We start from the raw sequence: 23,482 nt of genomic DNA on the forward strand, positions 1-23,482 counted from the left end.
TTACTGTAAGGTCTGGTGTTAGACATGGGAATTGCAAAACTTAAACTGAAAAACGTAATTTTAGACCTGGAAAACATTATTGATTCATCAAGTAATGCAGTTTTGGCTGTAGACCGCGGAGGTGTAATTGTTTATTGCAACCGTCAGGTTGAGAAATTTCTTGGCTTGCCCACCCGGTTAATCAAAGGACGTTCGGTAGAAAAATTTTTTCCTGATACAGGGCTTTTGGAGGTGATGTTGGATGGAAAACCGCAGTTGGGCTGCAAGCTTATGCTTAACGACGTCACCTACCTCTCAAATCGCAACCCGATCATCATTGATGGTAAAATTATGGGGGCTGTCGCTGTCTTTCAGGATGTAACCGAAATTCAAAATGTTATTGACGCACTGACTACTAAAAATGAAAATGTACGCGAACTCCAGGAAACTCTGGCTAATGTTCTGGAACTATCAAGCGATGGAATCATTGCCATCGACAAGAATTATATTATTACCATGGTTAACCAGTCTTTTGCCAGTTTCTTCAATCAAAAGGCTGAGGATATGGTTGGTCTACATGTTAAAAAGGTATATAAAGATAAACCTATATTTGCCCAGGCAATGGAAACTGGCGAAACAGAGTACGGATACGTTACTACCTTAAATGGCAAAGAGATAATAGCCAATAGGAAGCCAATAAAAAAAGGCAATCAAATTATAGGTGCGCTGGGTACCGTTGCTTTTAAAAATATATCAGATTTATACGCGCTGTCTAAAAAAATACAAAAACTTCGCAGTCAGCGGGACTATTACAGAGATGAACTGGGGCGCACACAGCGGACTCGCTTTACATCCGATCAAATTATTGGACAAAGCCCAGCGTTTATTGCCCTAAAAGAAACTATCAAACGGGTAGCCCAAAGCCATTCCACGGTGCTGCTAAGGGGAGAAAGCGGCACAGGCAAGGAGTTATTTGCCCATGCCATCTACACTGAAAGCGGTCGCTACCGTGGGCCTTTTGTCCGTGTAAACTGTGCTGCAATTCCTGAAAGCCTTCTTGAGTCAGAACTATTTGGTTATAGGGAAGGGGCTTTCACCGGAGCCAAAAGAGGCGGTCATGTGGGTAAATTTGAGCTTGCCGATAAGGGGGTAATATTCCTGGATGAAATCGGAGATATGCCCTTGATGATGCAGGCCAAACTGCTGCGTGTGCTTCAGGAAAAAGAGATTGAACGTCTCGGAGATACCAAACCTCGAAAGGTTGATGTGCGCGTAATTGCGGCCACCAACCGCAATCTAGAGGAAATGATTGTTAATGGGGAATTTCGTGAGGATCTTTACTATCGTGTTAATGTGGTCACTCTGAATATTCCGCCCCTGCGCAGAAGGGTAGAAGACATTGAACTGCTTTTAGATTATTTCATTGAACGATTTAATGATGTGTTTGGGCTTCAGGTCACCGGGGCTGAGAACGAGGTCATTCAAACGCTGAAAAATTACCGGTGGCCGGGTAATGTCCGGGAGCTGGAAAATGTTGTTGAAAGGGCTTTTAATGTTATTGACGGTAATATAATCCGTAAAGAACACCTACCCCTGTATCTGCATAATAATCAAAAGTACAAGGGCACAATTCGCGAAGGCGGGCTGGCCAAGCTGGTAGAGGATGTTGAAAGGGAAGCTATTATTAATGCTCTAGAAGCATGTGGGGGTAATAAAAACCGGACGGCCGCTATGCTGGGCATATCTCGGGCTGGGCTTTATAAAAAGTTAAACCGGTATAAAATATAATAAATAGCCATTTCGGGGAGGTTAGTTTAGTTTTAGGGCATAATTTAGCTATGCATTTAAAGATGAGAAAAATACAATAGTATGTAATAATTGCTAGTCGTGATGTAGGCTTTTTTTTTGCATGGCTGTCAATGCTTACCTTGAGAGAAACAGTCAGTGGGAGGGAATGGTAAGGTAAGATTTGATTAAAACTCATCTCCGGGAGGCTTAACATGGTTTTAAGGTCGGCAGTACTTTTCTTTTTGGCGGGATTGGCGGAAATAGCCGGTGGTTATTTTATGTGGATTTGGCTGCGGTATGACGCTGGTATTATGTGGGGCGTAACGGGGGGAATTGTTTTAATTCTTTACGGAATTATACCAACTTTTCAGCAGTTCCCAAGCTTTGGACGTATTTACGCGGCTTACGGCGGTGTGTTTATCGTCATGTCTATTCTATGGGGCTGGTGGATAGATTATACGGTACCCGATTTTTATGATTGGCTGGGAACCATTATTGCGTTAATCGGAACGGCAGTTATTATTTGGTTTCCCCGTCAAAAAGAAACAAAAGAGGTCGAATAGGCGCATGATCATAAAGTCAGCAATTCTTTTTATATTAGCAGGCCTGGCTGAAATAGGTGGGGGGTATTTAGTTTGGTTATGGCTGCGTGAAAAGAGGCATTTTATTGTTGGATCGTTTGGGGCAATAATTCTTGTTTTATACGGAATAATACCAACACTGCAGGACTACCCTAATTTTGGCAGGGTATATGCGGCTTATGGAGGTATCTTCATCGTCTTGTCCTTACTATGGGGTTGGGGAATTGATAAAAAGAAACCCGATTGTTACGATTGGCTTGGTGCATTGATTGCTTTAATTGGTGCAGCAATTATTATCTGGACGCCAAGGTAAATACATAAGGTAAACAGAACTGGCGATAAATCAGGTACGGCACTCCCGGGCATTTTCCTATCACCAGAAGAATTAGGGATCCATACTTTAGATATCTGAATTTGCCTTTCTAGTATAGATAATATATTTAGCGAAAAAATAAAAACATTAACTATAGTTTAAAGGAAGCCTAAAATGCCTAAAAATCACATTTTGCTCAAAAACGTATTTCTTACGACCGCTTTAGCAATTGTAGGTTATAAAGGGGCCGTTTGGCTGGGCAGAAAAGCAATCGATAGAGCTAATGACAGTTTCGTGCACAGAATAATGGTAGATGCTTATTCTGAAAATTTATGGGAGTTTGTTTCAGCATCTCGCAGAACCGGACTTCAAAAAATAGTCGAAACTAATTTAAGGGCACAAGAAGGGAAGTTGATTAAACGGCCTTTAGGGAGCCCTAAAAAGATACCAAGTTTTGAGGGTATTATGTTTAACTTTGCCCAATTGCACAGACTGACCACAGATGAAGGGGCTCATATAGATACCAGCGTCACCATAGGGCCGTGTGCCCAAAGGCCTTTACAAATAGAAATGCCTATTATGATTTCCGGTATGGCCTATGCTCTGGCACTGTCTGCCAAGGCTAAAATAGCATTGGCTAAAGGTAGTAAAATGGCCGGTACAGCCACTAACACCGGCGAAGGGCCCTTTTTGCCGGAGGAGAGGAAGGCCGCGGGAAAGCTTATTATTCAATATAACAGGGGTAAATGGAATAAATCTGAAGATATTTTAAAACAAGCGGATATGATTGAAATTCATATCGGCCAAGGAGCAGCCGGTGGGGTCGGACATTACATTGAAGATAAAGAAATTGACTGGAAAATAAGACGCATGATGGGCCTGAGCTGGGGGGAAAAAGCGGTAGTTCATGCTACTTACCCAGGGATAAAAAAACATAATAACTTAAATGACCTGGTGACGTACTTAAAAGAAGTTACCCAGGGGGTTCCCATCGGAGTAAAACTAGCAGCAAGTAAATACTTGGAAGACGATTTGAAAATAGCCTATGCATCAGGCGTGGATTTTTTTACCCTTGACGGTAGCAAAGGTGCCTCTAAAGGTACGGCGCCAATACTGCAGGATGACTTTGGTTTACCAACGTTATTTGCCGTGGTTAGGGCTGCTAATTTCATAAGCAAGCATGGGTTGAACAATAAAGTGAGTCTAATCGTCTCCGGCGGGTTAGCAACCCCGGGAGATTATCTTAAGGCTTTGGCTCTAGGGGCAGATGCCGTATACATTGGCAGCATGGCATTATTTGCCATGAGTCATACCCAGGTATTAAAGCCATTCCCCTTTGAGCCTCCTCCGGAATTAATTTGGTACAAGGGAAAATATCAACACAAGTTGGATGTGGATAAGGGAGCCAAAAACCTGGCCAAGTATCTTCTTTCCTGTAATGAGGAAATCAAAGATGCCGTAAAAGCTTTGGGGAAAAAAAGCATTCATGAGATAAATAAGAGTGATTTATTTGCCCTTGATGACTTTACAGCTAAGGTTGCCGGTATACCATTAGGCTATAAGGAAATTAGTTATGAAGCGACTCAGCCCACTACTTAACTATTATCATTATCTTTTACGTTTTTAATTTTGCTTGAAATGAACAAAAAATGTTGTTCCCTTAGGGCTTGTTTTAAAAGCTGGCAAACGCTGATTTAACATGGGTTGAGCTGATCCCCTGCGTCGGGTGATAGTCGTTCCACAGGCACCTGTAAGCCTTCAATGGCTGCATTCGTACATTGAATAATAAAACAGTCCGGGCAAATGGAAGCCGGACTGTTTTAATTCCACAGGGTCTAGCGGTCACCTGTTATTTGATTCAGTTGAATATTTCCCTTATTTTTCTTTAATTGCTCGCCATATTTTTTCATAGGTTAGAGGCAGGTTTTTTACCCGTACTCCTATGGCATCATATATGGCATTGGATATACAGCCCATTGTCGGGGTTGTAGCTCCTTCTCCAACTTCTTTAACTCCCCAGGGAGCATTGGGGTCGACTGTATCGACCAGTTCAGAAGCCACCGGTGGCATATCCAGCGCTGTGGGCAATCTGTATTCGGCCAGGTTTCCGTTTAAAAGCTTGCCATTCTGATCAAAAAGCACTTCTTCCCAAATGGATTCGCCCATGCCCATATAAAACGCGCCATGTACCTGCCCGTGCAATAACGCCGGGTTAACTACAAAACCGCAGTCGTGAACGTCCCAGGCCTCCTTAACTTCGACTTCTCCCGTTTCTTGATCTATTTGTACTTCCGCAATCTGGGTAGCCGCGCTATATGCCGGCGATGTGCCCACCGCGGAACCTTTGTGGGCTCCTCCGAGTTTGGGCGGTCTATAGGAACCACGCCCTATTAGCTGGCCGTTCTTGACAAAATAAGTCCTGGCTACTTCGGCAAAAGTTTTAGTTGTTTCGGGATTTGCCTTGATAAACACTATTCCTTCCTTGCAGTCCAGTTCCGCGGGGCTGACATCCATTATTTCTGCGGCAGTCTCCAGGATTAGTTTTTTAACTTCTTCCCCTGCCTGTTTTGCAGCTGCCCCACTCATCAATGTTTGCCTGCTGGCGTAGGCACCAAAATCGTGAGCGGCCAAATCCGTGTCAGCAGCAACAATTTTCATATTTTCATAGCGATAACCCATTGCCTCGGCAGCCATTTGGCATAACACCGTGTCACTACCCTGACCAATCTCAACGGCTCCTGTGTAAAGAATAGCTGAAGTGCCATCGTCGGTGACCTTGATCGTAGCTACCGAATGGGGCAGATCAGTACGGTATATGGGATAACCGGCGCCTGAAACAAAGCCGCCGTTACCAACTCCTATTCCCTGGCCACTGGGCAGCTTGCCTTTTTTATCTCGCCATCCTGAAATCTCTCTGGCTTTCTCCAGTGCTTCCTTCAAACCGTAGGAGTCTACCTTGAATCCGTTCACAGTCACTGTGCCAGGTTTCCGAGCATTAATTATGCGTATCTCCAAAGGATCAATCTTCAGGTGCTCGGCAATATTATCCAGGTGGCTCTCAAAAGCATACCTGGGCTGCGGCTGTCCGTGGCCACGTTGTGCTCCACACGGGGGAAGGTTGGTAACAACCCTTAGCATGTCAAATTTATAATTATCAAAGTCGTAAAGGACGGTTAGCAATGCGCCGGCATAATAAGCTGAGGCAACCCCAAGGCCGGTATAGGCCCCGCCATCCATCACAAAATTGGCGTGTACACCTAAAATTTTTCCTTCTTTGGTCACGCCGGTGGTAAGCTCCATAAACTGCGCATGCCGGCCACGGTTGTTGAAAAACATCTCTTCCCGGTCAAAAAACATTTTAACTGGTCGTCCCGTCTTTTTAGATAGGACCACTGCGGAAAAATCAAGGCCGGAAGGATCTAATTTACCGCCAAAGCCACCCCCAACGTAAGTTTTTAGTACCCGTATATCGCCCATTTTCATATCGAGTACTTTGGATAGATAATATTGGAGATAATGGACAGATTGAATGCTGGAATAAACCGTAACCCTGGGACCTTCCCAATAAGCAATTGTCGCATGAGGTTCGATGGGGCATTGATAGGTACGCTGGCCGTCAAAACGGTCGGTCCTAACGTAGTAAGCTTCTTTAAAGGCCTTATCCACATCGCCAAAATTCTGGTTAATTTCAGTGTTAATGTTACCGGGGTACTCTTCAAATATTTGGGGGGCTCCTTCTTTCATTGCTTCAAAGGCATCAAAAACCGCAGGCAGCACTTCATAATCTACCTTTATCAGTTTAAGTGCCTTGTAAACGGTTTCTTCATCCACTGCTGCCACCGCAGCAATTTTGTCGCCAACAAAACGGACCTTATCAACACAAAAAATTGTTTCATCCCAGCGGGCCGGGCTCAGCCCGTATTTTATGGGAGGTACGTCCTTGTGGGTAATCACGGCCTTAACCCCGGGAAGTTTTTCCGCTTCGGATGTATCAATATTCTTAATACGCGCGTGTGCATGGGGACTTAGCAGCAGCTTGCCCACCAGCATATTGGGAAATTTTAAATCACCCGTATACATTGCCCGCCCGGTTACCTTTTCCAGAGCATCAATCCTGGGCACGCTTTTTCCAATTTGTGTATAATTGTCGCTCATATAAACACCCCTTTTCTACTGTTCACCAGACGCGTCCATTATGGCTTTGACAATATTGACATAGCCCGTGCAGCGGCAAAGGTTACCCGCAATAGCTTCCCGCACTTCCTGTTCCGTAGGGTGCGGGTTTTCGGTCAACAGAGCCTTGGCTGACAATACCATTCCGGGCGTGCAATAACCACACTGTATTGCCGCATTTTCGACAAATGATTCTTGTATGCGATCTAGTTTATCGTTTTGAGCTACTCCTTCAATGGTGGTAATTTGATGGCCGTCTGCTTCAACAGCCAGGACGATACAGGAATTCACCGGCTTGCCGTCCATTAGAACTGTGCATGAGCCGCAATCTCCCAACTCACAACCCTTTTTAGTCCCAGTCATATTGATTTCTTCACGCAAAAAATTAACCAGCATGGTATTGGCCCTAACTACCCGAGTATAGCTGTCTCCGTTAATGTTCAGAGTTACTAAGTATCTTTTTACACCGCTTTTATCAACAATTACTTGCATTATTTCTTCCCTCCTTACACATGACCCTCATTAATGGCTTTGCTTAAAGCTCTCTTTGTAAATACCCTGACCATATCCCTACGGTATTCCTCTGATCCGCGTATATCCGATATGGGTTTACATTCAGTGGATGCGCATACACCCACCTGCTCTAATAATTCCTCGTCAACATTCTTTCCTTTAATCATTGCTTCGGCTTCCATGGCTCTCATTGGTACAGGAGCCACCGCGCCAAGGGCAATTCGGGCGTTTTTACAAACTTCGCCATCCATTTCAACAGCCACTGCTACTCCTACAACCGCCAGTGCACCGGAACGGCGCAGTCCGAATTTAATATAGGTACTTCCGGTAAAAGTATTATCTGGTATCAATATACCGCTAATTATTTCGTCCGCTGCAATATGGGTTTTCCCTGGACCAGCAAAGAAATCTTCCAGAGGGATAACCCTTTCCCCATTTGTGCCCGTTAGGATTAATAAAGCGCCCAGGGCAATCAATATTGGTGGCAGATCGGCCGACGGAACAGCGTTAGCAATATTTCCACCAATGGTGCCCACATTCCTAACCTGATTGTTGGCCATATGTTGGGCGGCTTCACATATAGACATGTATTTTTTTTGTAACAAATCTGAATTAGAAATCATATTGTGTGTTGCCCTGGCCCCAATAACAACGCCTTTGCCCGGTAAATAATCAATGCTGGTTAACTGGTTAATCTTTTTAAGTGAAATTAGAACATCCGGGGCCACTAACCCATGTTTCATTTTATTTAGCAAGTCAGTACCTCCCGCGAGCACCTTGGCTCCCGGACCCTTTTCCGCCAGCAATGTACAAGCCTCTTGCAAGTTATCGGGAATGTAGTAGTCAAAGTCAGGCAGATACATGATTTACCCCCTTATCTGTTAATGTTCTCTATTATGAACGCATGTTCATAGTTATTAGCATTATGAACTATTGCATGGTATTTGTCAATCATAATGTTGCAAAATATTTAGACAATTTTATAGATATTTTGAGAGTATACCCTATGGTGAAATAATGTAGAATGTTGGCCAAGCAGTTATTCCCCACTTACCTGTGTAGGTTAAATAAATTAACAATTTAGCCGAAAAGGGCCACGCTGGCAGTGTTCAACGATTGGAATTTAGTAAAGGTGTAGGAGTATGGATACAGTTGCCTAGTCAGATAATTCTGATTTAGTTGCATTTAAAACCCCTGCCCGGTTTGCACCGGCAGGGGTTTTTCTCTTTAATGTTATATAACCATTTTTTTATACGTTCTAACCATAAAATCCCCTTCACTAATATTTCTTGAAACGGGGGCTGTGGCGTCGAGTACCCCGCCCAAGGCTATATCACTAATGTACTGCCGGACTGGCTGTATCAGTGTACTGCAACAGCCTGCGTTCACCCTCAAGTGCCCTCAGTTTGGTAATATCCTGGCTGACTTCCATAGTGCCAAGATATTCTCCTTTTTCATCCCTTAGTGCATGATAACTGATATGAATAAAGGCGCCGTTTAACTCGAGCCAGAATTCCGTGCTGTCATGCTTACCTGATTTAAAATCATTTACGATTCTGTCCACCATATGTACGCTTTCAGGCGGATGGCAGTTTTGTACTTTTCTGCCAATGATGGACTTGGTCCTGGTGAAAATCCTGTCCTTGCCAAGTGAGAAATACCGGACGGTATCATCCTTGCCGACAAATGTAATGTCAACCGGCAGGTTTTTAAGTATTATATTAATTTCAGAGGGGTTTAAAGTGCCCACGTCCAGGTTAACGGCCCCTTGCTCAATATCGCCGGGCTCCGGAAAGTGGTGCGGGACACTGTGCCGCCAATCGCCTTCCGCCGTTTCCGTGAAGCTGGGACCGAAGTCCGTTAACTGTTCCTTGATTTCAGCCCATTCAGCGTCCGTCAGGGCTTCTTTCAGCATGGGAGTTAATATATTTTCTTCCTTATAGAACATGTCAACAACTTTATTTTTTAGTTCTACAAAACGCTGTTCTAAATCAGCATATTTGTCTTGATTGGCCTCGGGGCCAAGAGTGTCAAGTGCATTCACAAAGGCTTTGAGCATATCTCTTATTTCATCATCAACCGACCACATTACCGAAGGCGGCCCGGTTATGCCACGTTTTTCCAGGTAGGGAAAAAAGATGTTTTCCTTTTTGCTGTAGTGGCTGTCCAGGTTCTTTCTAAAAAAGCTTGTCTTTTCTTTTAAGGCTTGTAATGTTTGAACGTCCCTGTCTTTAGCGGATAAGTTTTGGACCAATTGACCTAGATCATCAAGTATTTTTCCGGCGGCATCGTTTTCATGCTTTAACATATGAAGCGGGTGTCCCGGGATTAGTTCCGGCGGTTCATTCTTATCCAGGGTATCTCTGAACAGGGCGGCGTGCACGTCACAAAGTTTTTTTATCTCCTCAGGCGGCAGACCCTCTTTAATTAATTGCTGCTCCATATCCGCTATTTCCGTGGCCTCAACACCTTCCACCAGATCACCGAATTCCTTTTTTACTGCATTAAAGTCCCTGCCATTATGTAAATCGGTAATCAATCGTTTCAATATAGAACGCTTATATTCTTTGTTTTGTAAATACTCACTCATGTAGACCTCCACAAAAATGTTATTATTACAAAAGTTATTTTATTTAAGAGTTCCCATTCGTATATCATTTATACAAAAAATTTCCCGGTGCAGAGTGGCGTTGATTAAATATTTTCCGGTTATGTGACCGATTTTTTTTCTTTATCACATTGTTCTTAAAGCTTCATTTTCATTCTGCCCAAGACATTTGGACAGAATAATGTCAATTATATACCCGGTTTTGAGAAGGAGTGAGGGCATGCAGTTAAAAAATATGCCTGGCTATCGTAAAATATTAACCAATAAAATATTGCAGAACAAAGTTGAGCAGGCTCGCCGACACCTGACGGATTGTAATCTGTGCCCACATAACTGTGCTGTAAATCGCCAAGAAAAACTTGGTTTTTGCCGGGCCGGTGATAAAGTAGTGCTTTCCAGTTATGGCCCGCATATGGGAGAAGAACCGCCATTGGTCGGCAAACATGGTTCCGGTACTATATTTTTTGGTTACTGCAACATGCGCTGCGTTTTTTGCCAAAACTGCGAGCTTAGTTTTGGTGGTGAGGGAGAACTTGTCACCAATGCAGAGTTGGCGGATATTATGCTGGAACTACAGAACTTCTATAAGTGCCACAATATTAATCTGGTCACTCCGACCCATTTTGTACCCAACATTTTAGAGGCTGTGTTACTGGCGGCGGAGCAAGGTTTAATGCTTCCTCTGGTTTATAACTGTGGCGGTTATGAAAAACTGGAAACTCTGGCATTGCTGGAAGATGTCATAGACATCTACATGCCGGATTTTAAATATCACCAGGCTGAATGGGGCAAAAAATATTCAGGAGTAAAGAATTACCCGGACATTGTCAAAAAGTCGCTTCAAGAAATGGACCGCCAGGTGGGTGGTTTAAAAACAGATAAGCAGGGAGTAGCTTATCGAGGCTTGATAATCCGGCATTTAGTAATGCCGGGGGGAGTTGAGGATACCAAAGCAATATTAAAGTTTATCAAAGAGGAATTATCACCGGGCTGCCTGGTCAATTTAATGGATCAATATTTTCCAGCTCACCAGGCCCACCAGTTTGAAGAATTGTCCCGGAGGCTCAGTTATAACGAATATAAAAAAGCATTGGAATATGCTAAAACACTGGGGTTGAACCTGGTAAGGTAGATATATGGCCTGCTGAAAAAGTTTACTTAACTTACCTGTTGGGTGAGTTACTTGATGCTGTTAAATTAACAAATATTACAATGGAGTGATGCTAATGGAAAATAAGGTTTATAAAGATAGAGCTGATGCCGGACAAGTCCTGGCCTGTTTATTAAAAGAAAAGGAAATCACGGATGGTATTATCATGGCCATACCAAGGGGAGGAGTAGTTATAGCGGCTCAGGTGTCTGAAACGCTAAAGTTGCCGCTGGATATCATTATTCCCAGAAAAATTGGAGCCCCTTTTAATCAGGAAGTAGCCATAGGGGCAGTGACCCAGGATGGAACAGTGATTTTAACTGAAAATAAACACCTGATGCTATTAGCAGGTGCAGATGACATTGACGATATCGTACAACAAGAAATTAATGAAATAAAAAGAAGAATGATAAAGTATCGCGGCAATACAGACTATCCGGATTATACAGGAAAAACCGTGATTATTATAGATGATGGCATAGCCACCGGGTTTACCACCCGGGCTGCAATTATGTCTATTAAAAAAGTGATAAATCCCGGCAGGACCATACTGGCTGTACCGGTGGCGCCGGCTGAGGTAATTCAAACTCTTTGTGAAGATGTGGATGAAATTATTTGCCCCCTGGTGCCGGAGCTGTTCTATGCAGTTGGACAGTTCTATGAAAACTTTGACCAGGTATCCGATGAAGAAGTTGTTAAACTTTTGCATAACCAAGGGCAAATAAGGAAAACCTAATGAAAACTTAATAGCAGAGGTGTTGAAACTTGTTAACCATAGCATTGGATGATGACTTGAGCAGGCTGCGCGACGACCTTGTAAAAGAAGGATTCAAGGTAGTGGATAGAACAATGGCTGATCATGCAGATGCACTTATTGTTTCAGGCATGGAAAAAAACTTTATGAATATGCAGGATATTAGAACAGAAAAAAAGGTAATTGACGCTAGTGGAAAAAGTGTAAGAGAAATCGCTGATGAACTGCGCGGATTCGTGTAAAAGTTGTTAAACAAAGAAATACTGGATAAGATAATGGCAGGAAGATTTTTTGAATTTGCTGCGCTAAGTCAGAAGGCCCTAACGGAGTTCCGTTAGGGCCTTTTTTACATTAAACCGGACAGCTTAGATTTGCTCTTGGAATATTAATATGAAGTCTTTTTCAAATCAAAAAGCTGTGGCCAATGCTTTCCTGGCTATCATGATGCCGCTAATAAGAGAAAGGGAGTTTACGCCGATCTTAAATGTTAATATTATTAATGATTAATTGACATAATAATTAGCTTAGTTTATAATTATTTCAAGAACGGAAGGGGTATGAGCGCTTTGGATAAGGGAGAAAAGTTAATAGAATTTGATATATTATTCCAGGAGCTTGTTAGAGATAGTAGCTGCCAGCTAAAAGGGCTCTTGAATGATCTTGTTACTCCAACTCAATTTTATCTGCTAAAACTTATTGCAACACACGATAATTGCAAAGCAGCGGATATTGCTCATATTTTAGATATTTCTCCGGCTGCTGCTACCACTATACTTGATAGACTTTATAAAAATGGTTGGATTGAGAGGGCTAGATCCGATAAGGATAGGCGTATAGTTTGGCTTAAAGTGACCGAGGATGGAAAAAAATTATTATCCGATATCGAGGCCAAGAGGTTTCAATTATTGGTGAAACAGTTTGATAATATAACCGAAGGGGAAATAGAAAATATATGTGAAGTCTTTAAGAAAATATTAAATATGGCTTAAATAATACATTATAAGGGGTGTAGCTAATGGGAGTTGTTGAAAGTATTTTAAATTTTTTATTAATTTTCTTGATAATAAATGGCATATTCAACTATCTGGTCTTTTCACGAGCAAAGAAAGCGGCTCAAAAAATCCAAGAAGATAATGCACAATTAAAACTCGAAGTAAAAGAGGAGATTGAAATGGTTACTGATTACATTTGTGGCCGTACTCTACCAAAGTCAGAAGCTTACATCTTAGCCAATGATGATCAGAAACATTACTTTTGCAGCTGGGATTGCAGGGAAAAATTTATTGCTGGTAATCAAGTATAAAACATCCGCGGTATAACTTTACAAACTTTTATTAAGACCCCTGTCATGCCTGCTATGTATATCAGAGCCATTCTTCAAAACCCGTTCAATAAAAATACCCCAATTGGTTGAAGTTAGCATATAGTGAATCAACTAACCACCAAGGGGGTGAAATGTTATCTGTGCCAAATCAGATGAGGTTCTTGTTGTTCGCGATACATTATAATTCGAAATCTTAAAAAACGCTTTTGATTATAAAGTTAGGTTACGTATTTCCTGCAGGTTTTCCAGCTTGTGTAATTTTAGCTGCTTTTCTGATATGGTGTACAGCACATCTTCTATAAACAGCGACCGGCTGACGGTGTCAAAGTAGCTTTCACCATTTTGGCTGGCCAGGTGATCCAGCTTGCCCCGCAGCTTGATGCCATTTTGGGGAGAGATTTCAAATACGTAGGCTCCCTGCCATTCGGGGTAGTGGGGTAGTATACCCTTATTAGGTTCAATCATCATGATGCGGTAGGGCGATCCGTAGCTTACGGGTATAACCAGCAAGTTCTTTTCCTTACTGAACAACACTGCCCGGTGGTCGTGGCGGGCCGCTGAATCGGAATCATCCCGGTCTACCACGTACTTGGCCAATTCCCGGGGTGCAGCCGGGTTAGTTACGTCAAACAATGCGATTTTAACGCCTTGTTCGCGTGTAGGCGGGGGCATGATCATGCTCTGTTCGGTAAGGGGCTGTGGCACCTGCGCTGTCGATACCTCCCGGCCAATGCCGATTAAGTGGTTGGCATCGTATGGCTGTAGGTGGTCGGAGTAACCCGGAATCTTAAGCTGGCCCAGTAATTTCGGCTGCTGCGGGTTGGCCAGACTGATCACAAAGAGGGGGTCGGTTTGCCTGAAAGTTACCAGGTAAGCCCGGTCGCCCATGAACCGCGCCGAAAAAATTCTTTCCGATGGAGCCAGGCCAAGCAATTGGCCGGTCACTTGCATTTTTTCATCCAGCACATAGATGTTGTTTCTGGTTGCGGGTGAGGTAGTGAACAAAAACCCCTCCGAGGTGGTGGCTATACGGAAATAACCGTTATATTCATCCATGGAAAACTGATTCAAAACACGGCCGTTAACCTCGCCCTGGCCCCGGTATTCCACCTGATTGCTTACCAGTGCCATTTTATAAATCACGGTTTTGTTCTGTTCCCGGTCCAAATCCCGCTGGAATTTGTCCATTATATCTTTTATTTTTTCTTCCAGGGCTGCTGCTTGCTGGTAGTTAAGGGTGCTCAGGTGTTCCTCAAGTATATTTTCGGCTTGCTGAGTTTTTTCGGTGTAACCCTGGCCAGAATCTCGTACCGCTTTAATTTTTTGGGCGATATCAACCGGTACTATGGCTGCCAGACCATCCAGCAGCTTTCGTGTGTACATGGCGTAATCGGGCATTTTATCACCGGTCAGGTACAGGTGGCCGGTGGAGGCAAACACGTTCTGGGAAGTGCCGGTTAAAAAAGCCTTACTTTGCACCTGGTCGGCTTTGTCTTGTAAACTTAATGACAGTATCAGTGTGTAGTTGTAGGTATAATCGGGGCTGTTGAAATAATGGATGCTAGTTGCGGCAATGGTGCGTTCCTGTCCATCTGTGCTCAGCTTTGGCAATACCACTTTGGGCTGCTGGCTGCCTGGCTCATATTGTTGGGCAGGGGCGTGTACCAAGGCGTACACGTCGGAGCCAATCATCCGGGAGGTAAGATAATGGCCGCTGCACTTTACTTCTTTGGTCAGCACAGGCTTTTCCCGGTTGGCTACACTATATTTGTGTATAAACATCAGGTCGGCTTCAGGGCCGTTGCCGAAAACAACCAGGGTATCCCTATTAATGAAAGCTTCCACGGGCTGTCCTTGAAAGTGTATTGTGGACAACTTCTTAGCCTCTGAGGCCGGGTGGGCCTGGATAATAGATAACTTTTGACCGCTTATTACATACAGGTATTTACCATCTGTTTTAACCAGGTCCGCTTCGTCTACGCCCTGTACCTGGTTATTGGTGCCGGAGTAGTCAGCCGCGCCATCATCCCCGGCTGCAGTTTGCTTTGCCTTGTTGCTATTCAGTGCTGCTTCGGGAGCGGCTTCTGCTTTAATTGAGACATCTTCAAGGATTGCTCCGTAACGCAGCGTGTTAAACTGTCGGGCCAGTAGGGTATTTTGTTCGATGTAATCCACCAGCTCCTCGTAACTCTTAAACGTGGCCGGCTCCGCAGCCGCTGATTGGCCCGTTCCTGCTGAAAAACTCGCCAATAATGCGGTCACTGCCAGCAGCATGGCCAGTAAACCGTACCAGGTCTTACGTGACGACACAATCATTACCCCCTTTATCATGTTCTTTTTTTATATGCTGACGAGATCGGCGGGTAAAAGTTCCCTGGTACCTGGTAGCAGATGATGAAAGGTTATAAATTGCAGGGTGAAAAACTCAAAGGATTAAAGTTAGTACGGCATAACTTGCTTTTCAGATGATGGTAATAATGTTGATGTTGATGTAGTTACCAATATTGCAGATTAAATCAGAAAACGTATAAGAATGAAACCGGTCAGAAAGGGTATTCCCTGGTCGGATGGTGCCCCCTGGAATAATTTTAAGTTTTTATGCAAAGGAAATTAATGTATCCCGTCGAACGTAAATTTTATGACCAATTTGATTGGGGAGATGGGATTATCCATGAAATCTCAAGAAGCTGAGAATGAACAACTGATTACAGAAAACCAATATTTGCGTAAGCGAGTGGCTGAATTAGAAACAACTGAATATGAACTCAATATAAAATTAAAAGAATTAAATCTGGTTGCCGAGCATTACCAGGTATTAGTGGAAAACCAGAGTGACCTTGTCGTTAAAGTTGATATTAATAGTAAAGTTTTATTTGTTAATCAGTCATATTGTGATGTGTTCGGCAAAAAGCAACGGGAACTTATAGACTCGTTATTTGAACCGCTGGCAAATGAGAGTGACAGTGAAGTTACCTTCAAAGCTATGGAAAATCTTAATAACCCCCCTTATAGTTGTTATATTGAGCACAGGGCTATGACGAAAAATGGTTGCAGATGGTTTGGCTGGGCTATTAAGGCAATTTTGGGTGAGTCAAATAATGTAATAGCAATAGTGGGAGTGGGCAGAGACATTACTGAACGTAAGAAGGCTGAAAAAGAGCTGGAGGCGGCAAACCAAAAGTTGAGGGACATTATTGATTTTCTCCCTGACGCTACTTTCGTTGTTGATAACGATAAGAGAGTTATTGCTTGGAATAGATCTATTGAAGAGATGACGGGATTGGCTAAAAAAGATATTATCGGCAAAGGGGATTATGCTTACGCTGTAGCTTTTTACGGTAAAAGGATGCCCTTTCTTGTTGATTTTATAAATACTGACATTAACAAAATAAAAAGTGAAGTAATATATGAGAATATTCAAGAAAAAGGCAACGCGCTATATGCTGAGATTAATATGCCTCCTCCGTTTAACGGCAATGGAGGAACCTTATGGGCTAAAGCATCCCCACTTTATGATAGTGAGGGCCAAGTAATCGGTGTGATTGAATCCATCCGTGACATAACTGACCGTAAGCGTCTGGAGGATGAATTATATACATATCGCAATTATCTAGAAATAATGATAAAAGAGCGGACCGCAGAGTTGCAGAATGCTATGGCACAACTTCAACAAGAGGTTGCGGAACATCAGGGGGCGCGGGAGGCTTTATCTGAAAGCGAGGCTCAATTGAGTCGTATTACTAATAATATGCTTGATTTAATAGTAGTAATCGACACGCAAGGGACGATAAAGTATGCAACCCCATCCCACAAAAAAGTATTAGGATATGAGCCGGAAGATATGTTAGGAAAGTGTGCTCGGGATTTTGTACATCCGGATGATTTAGGAAAAATACTACATGTCTACAAGAAAGGCTTTAGTACACTATCACCTGTAAAAACAGAGTATCGCTGTAGACAAATTAACGGCCAATATATATGGGTGGAATCTACTGCTAAAATACTATTAAACGATAGTAAATTGTTTGCCGAAGTTATAATATGCACCCGCGATATCACTGGGCGTAAACAGGCCGAAGAAACGCTGCGTTTGTCAGAAGAACGTTTTTATAAGGCTTTCCATTCCAGTCCTAACCCAATGGCTATAAGTTCCCTTGAACATGGACAATTCTTTGACATAAACTGCAATTTTGTTGATGCTCTCGGTTATACTCGTGAAGAGGTGATCGGGCATACTTCAACGGAATTAAATATTTGGGAGCCACAGAAACGTACGGAAGTCATCAACTTATTATTAAGCCAAGGTTATTTACGAAACTTTGAGAACTCTTTCCAGACTAAGTCTGGTAAACTACGTATTGGTTTGCTTTCAGCTGAAATTATTGAAATAAACGGTGAAAAGGTAATCTTAAGTATTGTGAATGACATTACGGATTTAAGATTATTCGAGAAAGAAATGTTGCACTTGGATAAATTAAATCTTGTTGGAGAAATGGCCGCCAGTATAGGCCATGAGATAAGGAATCCTATGACTACTGTACGTGGATTTCTACAAATTCTTAGGGGTAGGGAGAAGTCCAATAAAAACATAGAATATTATGATCTTATGATAGAAGAACTGGATAGAGCGAATTCTATAATTACACCTTTTTTATCACTGGCCAGGAATAAACCTGTTGATAAAGCCAGGCAGAACCTCAATACTGTTGTGAAAACTTTACAACCGTTATTGCAGGCTGATGCTAATAAAGAAGGTAAATATATGGATTTGGAGCTTTATGATATCCCCGATTTGCTATTGGATGAAAAAGAAATACGCCAGCTATTGCTTAACTTTGTTCGTAACGGATTAGAAGCCATGTCCCCTGGTAGTAAACTAATAATAAAAACGTATGTCGAACATGATGGAGTAATATTAGCTGTTCAGGATCAGGGTAGTGGAATTGCCCCTGAGACAATGGATAAACTGGGAACTCCCTTTTTTACAACCAAGGATAACGGGACGGGTTTAGGTCTTGCTGTCTGTTATAGTATTATCAATAGGCACAACGCCAGGATTGAAGTTGAAACCGGGCCTTCTGGGACCACTTTCATGGTTAAATTTAAGGTGCCGACCGATTAAATCAGGAATACAAGCATGGCGGGGTGGAACTATACCGGAAAATATTGTATTACAGGCCCCGTGTAATGTGCTATGTTGGCAAGGGAGTATACGAAAAATACAGCGGTCGGCGGAACGTACCCCGGGGTAACCAGGAAAAGCCTGTAATATCCGGGGTAATCGACTTTGTGGCTCCCTCGTCAAGCGGTTTAGTACGCATGAAGCTGGGCGATGTTATAGTTATTTACAGTGGATTAAAGGAATTTAGGAAGCAATAGAACCGTCCTCTTGCTTCCCCCTTGCTTTCTAAGGAGGTTTTGGAGGCATCATATTGGGCGGTTGTTGACTTTGGAATATTTGTTCCCTCAAGGTTGAAATTAAACGATACATGTATATTTGCTCGTTTTCAATATGGCTAACTAAGGTTTGCCAAACTGGTTGGTTTTGACCATAGGCTTTTAAATGTTGGATAAACGCCAATAATTCTTGATCATAGTGCAAAAACTGTTGCATTAATTGTGATGTGGAATGTGCTAAGGAATAATCTATATGGTTTTGATAAGTTAATAGGCTTAATAATGGGCGAGCTTCATTGTTGATTGAATTAAAACAATTTTTCATTCGGTTAAGATCTGCTACAATTTGAGGGGTAAGGTTTAAGTTTAGACATTGCGCAACATTAATAAAAAATACGGGGTGTTGGCTACTTATTTCCGACCACAGGATAAGTTCCCTGAGACCGCACTCCAGGCTGGGCAGGTAAGTATAGCAATACATATTATCCCTCCCATTTTTTATAATACATTATGGTAAAAAAAGGATTTATGCTACTCATCTTTATCGATTCTTTAGGAAGCATAGGGGACGGTTCCTTAGCTTCCTCAATCTTTGTCTATTGTATTCTTGACCCATTCCCGAGCTATTCTGCGGATCTCTGATCTAACTTTAACCTCGTCAGAGTCGTTTGTGTCAATGTACGCAAACTGGTACGGCTTAACCACCTTTAATCTAGCTTCTCGTTTACTCTGCCATCTGTTATGAAAAATATTTGACCAATGAGTAATCTAAACATTGCCAAAGGACATCATATAATCCGTCTTTATAACGCTTCTTTTTGTCGAGTCTTGACAGATAAATAAAATACAATTATATTTAATATTGTATTAAATTATACTATTGTTATGGGCACGAAAGTGCCTAATATTTCTTATTGTAAGATAACTTGCTAATTAATTATAGCGTAATTATAGCGCAAATATAGCGAAATTGCAGAACAAGGGGTCTTTTTAAAATGACAGTGGCAATTAATTTAACAGATAGTCTCGATGATAATTCCAATTTTATTAATTATGTAAGTAAAGAAAGCGGGCAGCCGGTGGAGCAATGTTACCAATGTGGCAAATGTACTGCCGGGTGCCCGCTGGCTTTTACCATGGATTACCCCCCGCACCGGGTGCTACGTTTGGTTCAGCTGGGCTTGCAAGAGCGGGTACTGCAGAGTCAGGCCATCTGGCTTTGTGCCGGTTGCAATACCTGTACTTCAAGATGTCCCCGCAATGTTGACCTGGCCCGGGTAATGGATTGTTTGCGCGGCCTGGCCAAGCGCGATGGTATTTTGCTGGAGGGCCGGGCTAGGGATGTAGCTATATTTTACGATTGTTTCCTTAATACCGTTAAGGATAATGGCAAACTTTATGAGCTGGGCATGATGCTCAACTATAATTTGAAAACCAGGCAAATCTTTAAGAATGCTGATACCGGTTTGGCGATGTTCACCAAAAATAAAGTTAAGCTCTTACCCGCAAGGACCCAAAATCACCGGGATATAGGTTTGATTTTTGAACGTATCCGGAAGCTGGAGGGGAATGCCAGATGAAATACGCATATTTTCCGGGGTGCTGCGATCACACCAGCGGCAGAGAATATGATGTATCAACCAGGGCAGTCTGCCGGGCGCTGGGCGTGGAATTGGTGGAAATACCAGACTGGAGTTGCTGTGGTTCAACACCGGGCCACAGCACCAGCCATATGCTGGGGGTAGCTCTGGCTGCCCGCAACTTGGCTCTAGTGGCGGAAATGGGACTTGATTGCACCGCTTCCTGCTCGGCCTGTTACCAGCGCCTGGCTATGGCCAACGTGGAAATGCAAAATAATCAAGAACTTTGTAAAAAGATTAACTGGGTTACCGGCAAACCTTACCACGGAGGTGTGCAGGTTAAATCAATACTGGAAATAATCGCTGGCCTAAGATCGGAAACAATCTCCGCAAAGCTTGTCAGGCCATTGCGGAATTTAAAAGTAGCTGTATACTATGGTTGTTTGATGGTTAGGCCAAAAGAGGTGCAAGTTGATGATCCCGAAAACCCTTTGGTCATGGACGGTTTGCTGGATGCCGTTGGTGCCCATGCGTTGGATTGGAATAGTAAAACCGAATGTTGTGGTGCCTCTTTGGCCATATCCAATGAGGACGTGGTTTTAAAATTAACTGAAAAAATACTTGCCGATGCTTCCCTGGCTGGTGCTGAATGTATTGCCACGGCTTGTCCCCTTTGTCACTTCAATTTAGATATGCGCCAGAGGAAAATAAACCAGGTTTTTGGTAGCGATTATCGTCTGCCCGTATTTTATTTTACCCAGTTGATTGGACTTGCCATAGGACTTACACCCATTGATTTAAGCTTTAACACTCATTTTGTGGATACGAAAAGGGTGTTAGAACTAGTTGGATAGTTAATTATAAATATTGCATCAAATGTAGACATAGATAAATACTGATATAATTGGAGCGATGTATATGCGGATTGGAGTTTTTGTTTGCTGGTGTGGGTCAAACATTGGCGGAGTCGTTAATGTACCTCGGGTGGCCGCCCAGGCTGCTCATTTTCCCTATGTTGTTTACAGCGTGGATTATAAATATACCTGTTCTGAACCGGGGCAAAATATGATTGCAAATGCCATTAAAGAATATAACCTGAACCGGGTTGTGGTGGCATCCTGCTCTCCACGCCTGCATGAGTCTACATTTCGTAGTACCATTTCCCGGGCGGGGCTAAATCCTTATTTACTGGAAATGGTCAATATTCGGGAGCAATGTTCCTGGGTGCATGCTAATGAACCCGATCAGGCCACCGCCAAAGCCATTGACCTGGTGCGAATGGCCGTTGCCAAAGCGGCCCGTCTTGAGCCGCTTTTTGAGAGTTCCATCCCCGTAACGAAAAAAGCGTTGGTCATAGGCGGCGGTATTGCCGGAATTCAGACAGCCCTGGATATAGCAGATGCCGGGCATAAAGTTTTACTGGTGGAAAGGGAGCCGACCATTGGCGGTAAAATGGTTATGCTGGACAAAACTTTTCCTACGTTAGACTGCTCCGCATGTATCAGTACACCAAAAATGGTTGCAGTGGCGCAGCACCCTAATATAGAGTTGTTAACTTGCGCAGAAGTTACCGAAGTAAGTGGCTATATCGGTAATTTTACGGTGTTGGTGAAACAAAAGGCCCGTTACGTTGATCACTCCAAATGTACAGGATGCGGCACTTGCTGGGAAAAATGCCCGAAAAAAGTATCCAGCGAATTTAATCAAAATATGGGTGAACGTAAAGCCATATATATTCCATTTCCACAAGCTGTTCCCAATAAACCCTGCATAGACGCGGACAACTGCCGCCTTTTGAACGGACAAAAATGCGGTGTTTGTGCCAGGGTATGTGCAGCCCAAGCAATAAATTATGAGGATCAGGATGCTTACCGGCAGGTAGAAGTGGGGGCCATTGTCGTGGCCACGGGTTATGACCTTTTTGACTGGGCAAAAGCCTACGGTGAATACGGTTACGGAAAATTAGTCGATGTGATCACGGGCCTGCAGTTTGAGCGACTGGTTAATGCCTCCGGACCAACGGACGGTAAAATAATGCGGCCTTCCGATGGTAAAGAACCCCAAAATGTAGTATTTATCAAGTGTGTGGGTTCCCGGGATGAGGCTAAGGGGAAAGCCTACTGTTCCAGAGCTTGCTGTATGTATACTGCCAAGCATGCCCATCAAGTTTTGGAAAAAATCCCAGGGTCCCGTGTGTTTGTATTTTATATGGATGTCCGGGCACCAGGAAAAGCCTACGAAGAATTTTACCAGCGTACCGTTAATGAGGGAGCCCGCTATATACGGGGGCGGGTATCCAAAATATCTCGCAAGGGTGGTAAATTGCTGGTCAAGGGTGCGGACACATTGTTGGGCGCCCAGGTGGAAATTGAAGCGGACTTGGTTGTTTTAGCCACAGCAATGGTGCCGGCCCAATGTTCCAGGGAGTTTGCCAGAACGGTCGGTTTTACGACTGATCAAGACGGATTTTTCCAGGAGGCCCACCCCAAACTGCGCCCGGTGGAGACCACCACGGCGGGGATCTTTTTGGCCGGATGCTGCCAGGGTCCCAAAGATATTCCCGATACGGTAGCCCAGGCCGGTGCGGCGGCGGTTAAAGTCTGTACTTTGCTTGCCAAAAAACATATTGCCACAAACCCCATGATTGCTCGGGTTAATGAATCACTATGTCAGGGCTGCCTGTTATGCCGGGATGTATGTCCATTTAAGGCCATTGAAATGAAAGCGATTACGGGTCCGGCCCAAGGACGAACAACTCAAAAAACCGTTGCTCAAGTAAACAATGGCTTATGCCAGGGCTGCGGCAGTTGCGCTGCGTCCTGTCGTTCGGGTGCGATTGACCTTCAAGGCTTCTCCAACGAACAAATAGAATCGGCAATACAAACACTTCTGGAAAAGTGACGGTGACAAATGGGGATGGTTCTAGCTTGCCATTAATTGCCTGTGAGATGCGTAGTTATGTATTTGTTTGTTCATAAATCGATTGGTAGTTTTAGGACCATTTATGGGGCTAGTTCCTTTGTGGAAATACAAAAGGGATATAGCCCCATCTTTCTCTTAGATATTTATGTTAATTTTTAGTTCTCTGTATCACCGGTGAGCGAATTTAGCGGCAGTAGCCGCTGTGGTTACTATTAAGGGTTTAATCCTGTATCCAGAAAAGTTGAATAATATAAAGTTGATTAATATCTTCTAAGAAGGGTTTTGCCTTAATTTTGTATAAATAAAATCTATGCTGCCGGGAATTCCATTATCTTAACTTAGATGGTGGGCGATTTTCTGTCAACTCGCCTTGGAGGTTATATTCAACAGGGGGTTAAGG

20 protein-coding genes are annotated in these 23,482 nt (G+C 43.2%); 14 read left to right on the forward strand and 6 right to left on the reverse strand.

The annotated features are described in order from the left end of the window. The first annotated feature begins 24 nt into the window (after positions 1-24). The 4 genes from DESGI_RS07490 to DESGI_RS07505 all read left to right on the forward strand — a co-directional run bounded on the left by DESGI_RS07490 (position 25) and on the right by DESGI_RS07505 (position 4,260). Complete coding sequence (locus DESGI_RS07490) at positions 25-1,767, forward strand: sigma-54-dependent Fis family transcriptional regulator (protein WP_006523927.1); 1,743 nt, start codon at positions 25-27, stop codon at positions 1,765-1,767. Positions 1,768-1,979: 212 nt separating this feature from the next. Further along, positions 1,980-2,330, forward strand: a complete 351-nt coding sequence (locus DESGI_RS07495; RefSeq protein WP_006523928.1) for a YnfA family protein — start codon at positions 1,980-1,982, stop codon at positions 2,328-2,330. A gap of 7 nt (positions 2,331-2,337) precedes the next feature. Further along, a complete protein-coding gene (locus DESGI_RS07500; RefSeq protein ID WP_207638384.1) occupies positions 2,338-2,661 on the forward strand; it encodes a YnfA family protein in 324 nt (107 codons plus the stop codon). A gap of 174 nt (positions 2,662-2,835) precedes the next feature. Further along, positions 2,836-4,260, forward strand: a complete 1,425-nt coding sequence (locus DESGI_RS07505) for an FMN-binding glutamate synthase family protein (protein ID WP_006523930.1) — start codon at positions 2,836-2,838, stop codon at positions 4,258-4,260. 276 nt (positions 4,261-4,536) lie between these two features. Here DESGI_RS07505 and hcrA read toward each other — a convergent pair whose 3' ends face one another. From hcrA to DESGI_RS07525, 4 genes are all read right to left on the reverse strand, one after another. Then, entirely contained in the window at positions 4,537-6,816 is a 2,280-nt protein-coding gene (gene hcrA / locus DESGI_RS07510) for a 4-hydroxybenzoyl-CoA reductase subunit alpha (protein ID WP_006523931.1), read from the reverse strand. Between the two features lie 15 nt (positions 6,817-6,831). Continuing rightward, positions 6,832-7,326: a (2Fe-2S)-binding protein gene (locus DESGI_RS07515; protein ID WP_006523932.1), complete on the reverse strand. Its 495-nt coding sequence runs from the start codon at positions 7,324-7,326 to the stop codon at positions 6,832-6,834. 14 nt (positions 7,327-7,340) lie between these two features. Further along, complete coding sequence (locus DESGI_RS07520) at positions 7,341-8,210, reverse strand: FAD binding domain-containing protein (RefSeq protein WP_006523933.1); 870 nt, start codon at positions 8,208-8,210, stop codon at positions 7,341-7,343. Positions 8,211-8,683: 473 nt separating this feature from the next. Beyond that, positions 8,684-9,937: a DUF438 domain-containing protein gene (locus DESGI_RS07525; RefSeq protein WP_006523934.1), complete on the reverse strand. Its 1,254-nt coding sequence runs from the start codon at positions 9,935-9,937 to the stop codon at positions 8,684-8,686. A 238-nt stretch (positions 9,938-10,175) separates the two neighbouring features. Here DESGI_RS07525 and DESGI_RS07530 point away from each other — a divergent pair, with 238 nt between their 5' ends. The 5 genes from DESGI_RS07530 to DESGI_RS07550 all read left to right on the forward strand — a co-directional run bounded on the left by DESGI_RS07530 (position 10,176) and on the right by DESGI_RS07550 (position 13,162). Further along, a complete protein-coding gene (locus DESGI_RS07530) occupies positions 10,176-11,087 on the forward strand; it encodes a radical SAM protein (protein WP_006523935.1) in 912 nt (303 codons plus the stop codon). 94 nt (positions 11,088-11,181) lie between these two features. Next, the gene (locus DESGI_RS07535; protein WP_006523936.1) at positions 11,182-11,841 is read left to right on the forward strand and encodes a phosphoribosyltransferase; all 660 of its coding nucleotides are present in this window, start codon (positions 11,182-11,184) and stop codon (positions 11,839-11,841) included. A gap of 29 nt (positions 11,842-11,870) precedes the next feature. Further along, positions 11,871-12,101, forward strand: coding sequence for a YkuS family protein (locus tag DESGI_RS07540; RefSeq protein ID WP_006523937.1), 231 nt, complete (start codon positions 11,871-11,873; stop codon positions 12,099-12,101). A gap of 315 nt (positions 12,102-12,416) precedes the next feature. Next, entirely contained in the window at positions 12,417-12,848 is a 432-nt protein-coding gene (locus DESGI_RS07545; protein ID WP_006523938.1) for a MarR family winged helix-turn-helix transcriptional regulator, read from the forward strand. A 26-nt stretch (positions 12,849-12,874) separates the two neighbouring features. After that, positions 12,875-13,162 carry a TRASH domain-containing protein gene (locus DESGI_RS07550; RefSeq protein ID WP_006523939.1) on the forward strand — a complete coding sequence of 96 codons (288 nt, stop codon included), beginning with the start codon at positions 12,875-12,877 and terminating at the stop codon, positions 13,160-13,162. A 231-nt stretch (positions 13,163-13,393) separates the two neighbouring features. Here the strand turns inward: DESGI_RS07550 and DESGI_RS07555 are convergent, their stop codons facing one another. Further along, entirely contained in the window at positions 13,394-15,493 is a 2,100-nt protein-coding gene (locus DESGI_RS07555) for a beta-propeller domain-containing protein (RefSeq protein WP_006523940.1), read from the reverse strand. 361 nt (positions 15,494-15,854) lie between these two features. On the opposite strand from DESGI_RS07555, the gene DESGI_RS23725 reads away from it, so the two are divergent. Together DESGI_RS23725 and DESGI_RS07565 are read left to right on the forward strand one after the other, a co-directional pair. Then, positions 15,855-18,305, forward strand: coding sequence for a PAS domain S-box protein (locus DESGI_RS23725; protein ID WP_006523941.1), 2,451 nt, complete (start codon positions 15,855-15,857; stop codon positions 18,303-18,305). Positions 18,306-18,328: 23 nt separating this feature from the next. Then, positions 18,329-18,562: a uracil-DNA glycosylase family protein gene (locus DESGI_RS07565; RefSeq protein ID WP_245561163.1), complete on the forward strand. Its 234-nt coding sequence runs from the start codon at positions 18,329-18,331 to the stop codon at positions 18,560-18,562. Positions 18,563-18,590: 28 nt separating this feature from the next. On the opposite strand, the gene DESGI_RS07570 is transcribed toward DESGI_RS07565, so the two are convergent. Next, entirely contained in the window at positions 18,591-19,061 is a 471-nt protein-coding gene (locus DESGI_RS07570; protein ID WP_006523943.1) for a DUF2935 domain-containing protein, read from the reverse strand. Between the two features lie 514 nt (positions 19,062-19,575). On the opposite strand from DESGI_RS07570, the gene DESGI_RS07575 reads away from it, so the two are divergent. The 3 genes from DESGI_RS07575 to DESGI_RS07585 all read left to right on the forward strand — a co-directional run bounded on the left by DESGI_RS07575 (position 19,576) and on the right by DESGI_RS07585 (position 23,061). Next, positions 19,576-20,160 (forward strand): 4Fe-4S dicluster domain-containing protein, encoded by a 585-nt coding sequence (locus DESGI_RS07575; protein ID WP_006523944.1) that lies wholly within the window; start codon positions 19,576-19,578, stop codon positions 20,158-20,160. Then, on the forward strand, positions 20,157-21,014 hold the full coding sequence (locus DESGI_RS07580; protein ID WP_006523945.1) for a CoB--CoM heterodisulfide reductase iron-sulfur subunit B family protein: 858 nt from the start codon (positions 20,157-20,159) through the stop codon (positions 21,012-21,014). The genes DESGI_RS07575 and DESGI_RS07580 overlap by 4 nt, the downstream gene beginning before the upstream one ends. Before the next feature lie 64 nt (positions 21,015-21,078). Next, entirely contained in the window at positions 21,079-23,061 is a 1,983-nt protein-coding gene (locus DESGI_RS07585; RefSeq protein ID WP_006523946.1) for a CoB--CoM heterodisulfide reductase iron-sulfur subunit A family protein, read from the forward strand. Positions 23,062-23,482: the final 421 nt, after the last annotated feature.

Origin of the sequence: Desulfoscipio gibsoniae DSM 7213 (assembly GCF_000233715.2) — a bacterium.
Taxonomy (GTDB): domain Bacteria; phylum Bacillota; class Desulfotomaculia; order Desulfotomaculales; family Desulfallaceae; genus Sporotomaculum; species Sporotomaculum gibsoniae.

What these genes read in the sequence shown, in the direction of transcription:
- DESGI_RS07490 (WP_006523927.1), top strand. Translation starts at nt 25, where the DNA reads ATGGGAATTGCAAAACTTAAACTGAAAAACGTAATTTTAGACCTGGAA.
- DESGI_RS07495 (WP_006523928.1), top strand. Translation starts at nt 1,980, where the DNA reads ATGGTTTTAAGGTCGGCAGTACTTTTCTTTTTGGCGGGATTGGCGGAA.
- DESGI_RS07505 (WP_006523930.1), top strand. Translation starts at nt 2,836, where the DNA reads ATGCCTAAAAATCACATTTTGCTCAAAAACGTATTTCTTACGACCGCT.
- hcrA (WP_006523931.1), bottom strand. Translation starts at nt 6,816, where the DNA reads ATGAGCGACAATTATACACAAATTGGAAAAAGCGTGCCCAGGATTGAT.
- DESGI_RS07515 (WP_006523932.1), bottom strand. Translation starts at nt 7,326, where the DNA reads ATGCAAGTAATTGTTGATAAAAGCGGTGTAAAAAGATACTTAGTAACT.
- DESGI_RS07520 (WP_006523933.1), bottom strand. Translation starts at nt 8,210, where the DNA reads ATGTATCTGCCTGACTTTGACTACTACATTCCCGATAACTTGCAAGAG.
- DESGI_RS07525 (WP_006523934.1), bottom strand. Translation starts at nt 9,937, where the DNA reads ATGAGTGAGTATTTACAAAACAAAGAATATAAGCGTTCTATATTGAAA.
- DESGI_RS07530 (WP_006523935.1), top strand. Translation starts at nt 10,176, where the DNA reads ATGCAGTTAAAAAATATGCCTGGCTATCGTAAAATATTAACCAATAAA.
- DESGI_RS07535 (WP_006523936.1), top strand. Translation starts at nt 11,182, where the DNA reads ATGGAAAATAAGGTTTATAAAGATAGAGCTGATGCCGGACAAGTCCTG.
- DESGI_RS07545 (WP_006523938.1), top strand. Translation starts at nt 12,417, where the DNA reads ATGAGCGCTTTGGATAAGGGAGAAAAGTTAATAGAATTTGATATATTA.
- DESGI_RS07550 (WP_006523939.1), top strand. Translation starts at nt 12,875, where the DNA reads ATGGGAGTTGTTGAAAGTATTTTAAATTTTTTATTAATTTTCTTGATA.
- DESGI_RS23725 (WP_006523941.1), top strand. Translation starts at nt 15,855, where the DNA reads ATGAAATCTCAAGAAGCTGAGAATGAACAACTGATTACAGAAAACCAA.
- DESGI_RS07570 (WP_006523943.1), bottom strand. Translation starts at nt 19,061, where the DNA reads ATGTATTGCTATACTTACCTGCCCAGCCTGGAGTGCGGTCTCAGGGAA.
- DESGI_RS07575 (WP_006523944.1), top strand. Translation starts at nt 19,576, where the DNA reads ATGACAGTGGCAATTAATTTAACAGATAGTCTCGATGATAATTCCAAT.
- DESGI_RS07580 (WP_006523945.1), top strand. Translation starts at nt 20,157, where the DNA reads ATGAAATACGCATATTTTCCGGGGTGCTGCGATCACACCAGCGGCAGA.
- DESGI_RS07585 (WP_006523946.1), top strand. Translation starts at nt 21,079, where the DNA reads ATGCGGATTGGAGTTTTTGTTTGCTGGTGTGGGTCAAACATTGGCGGA.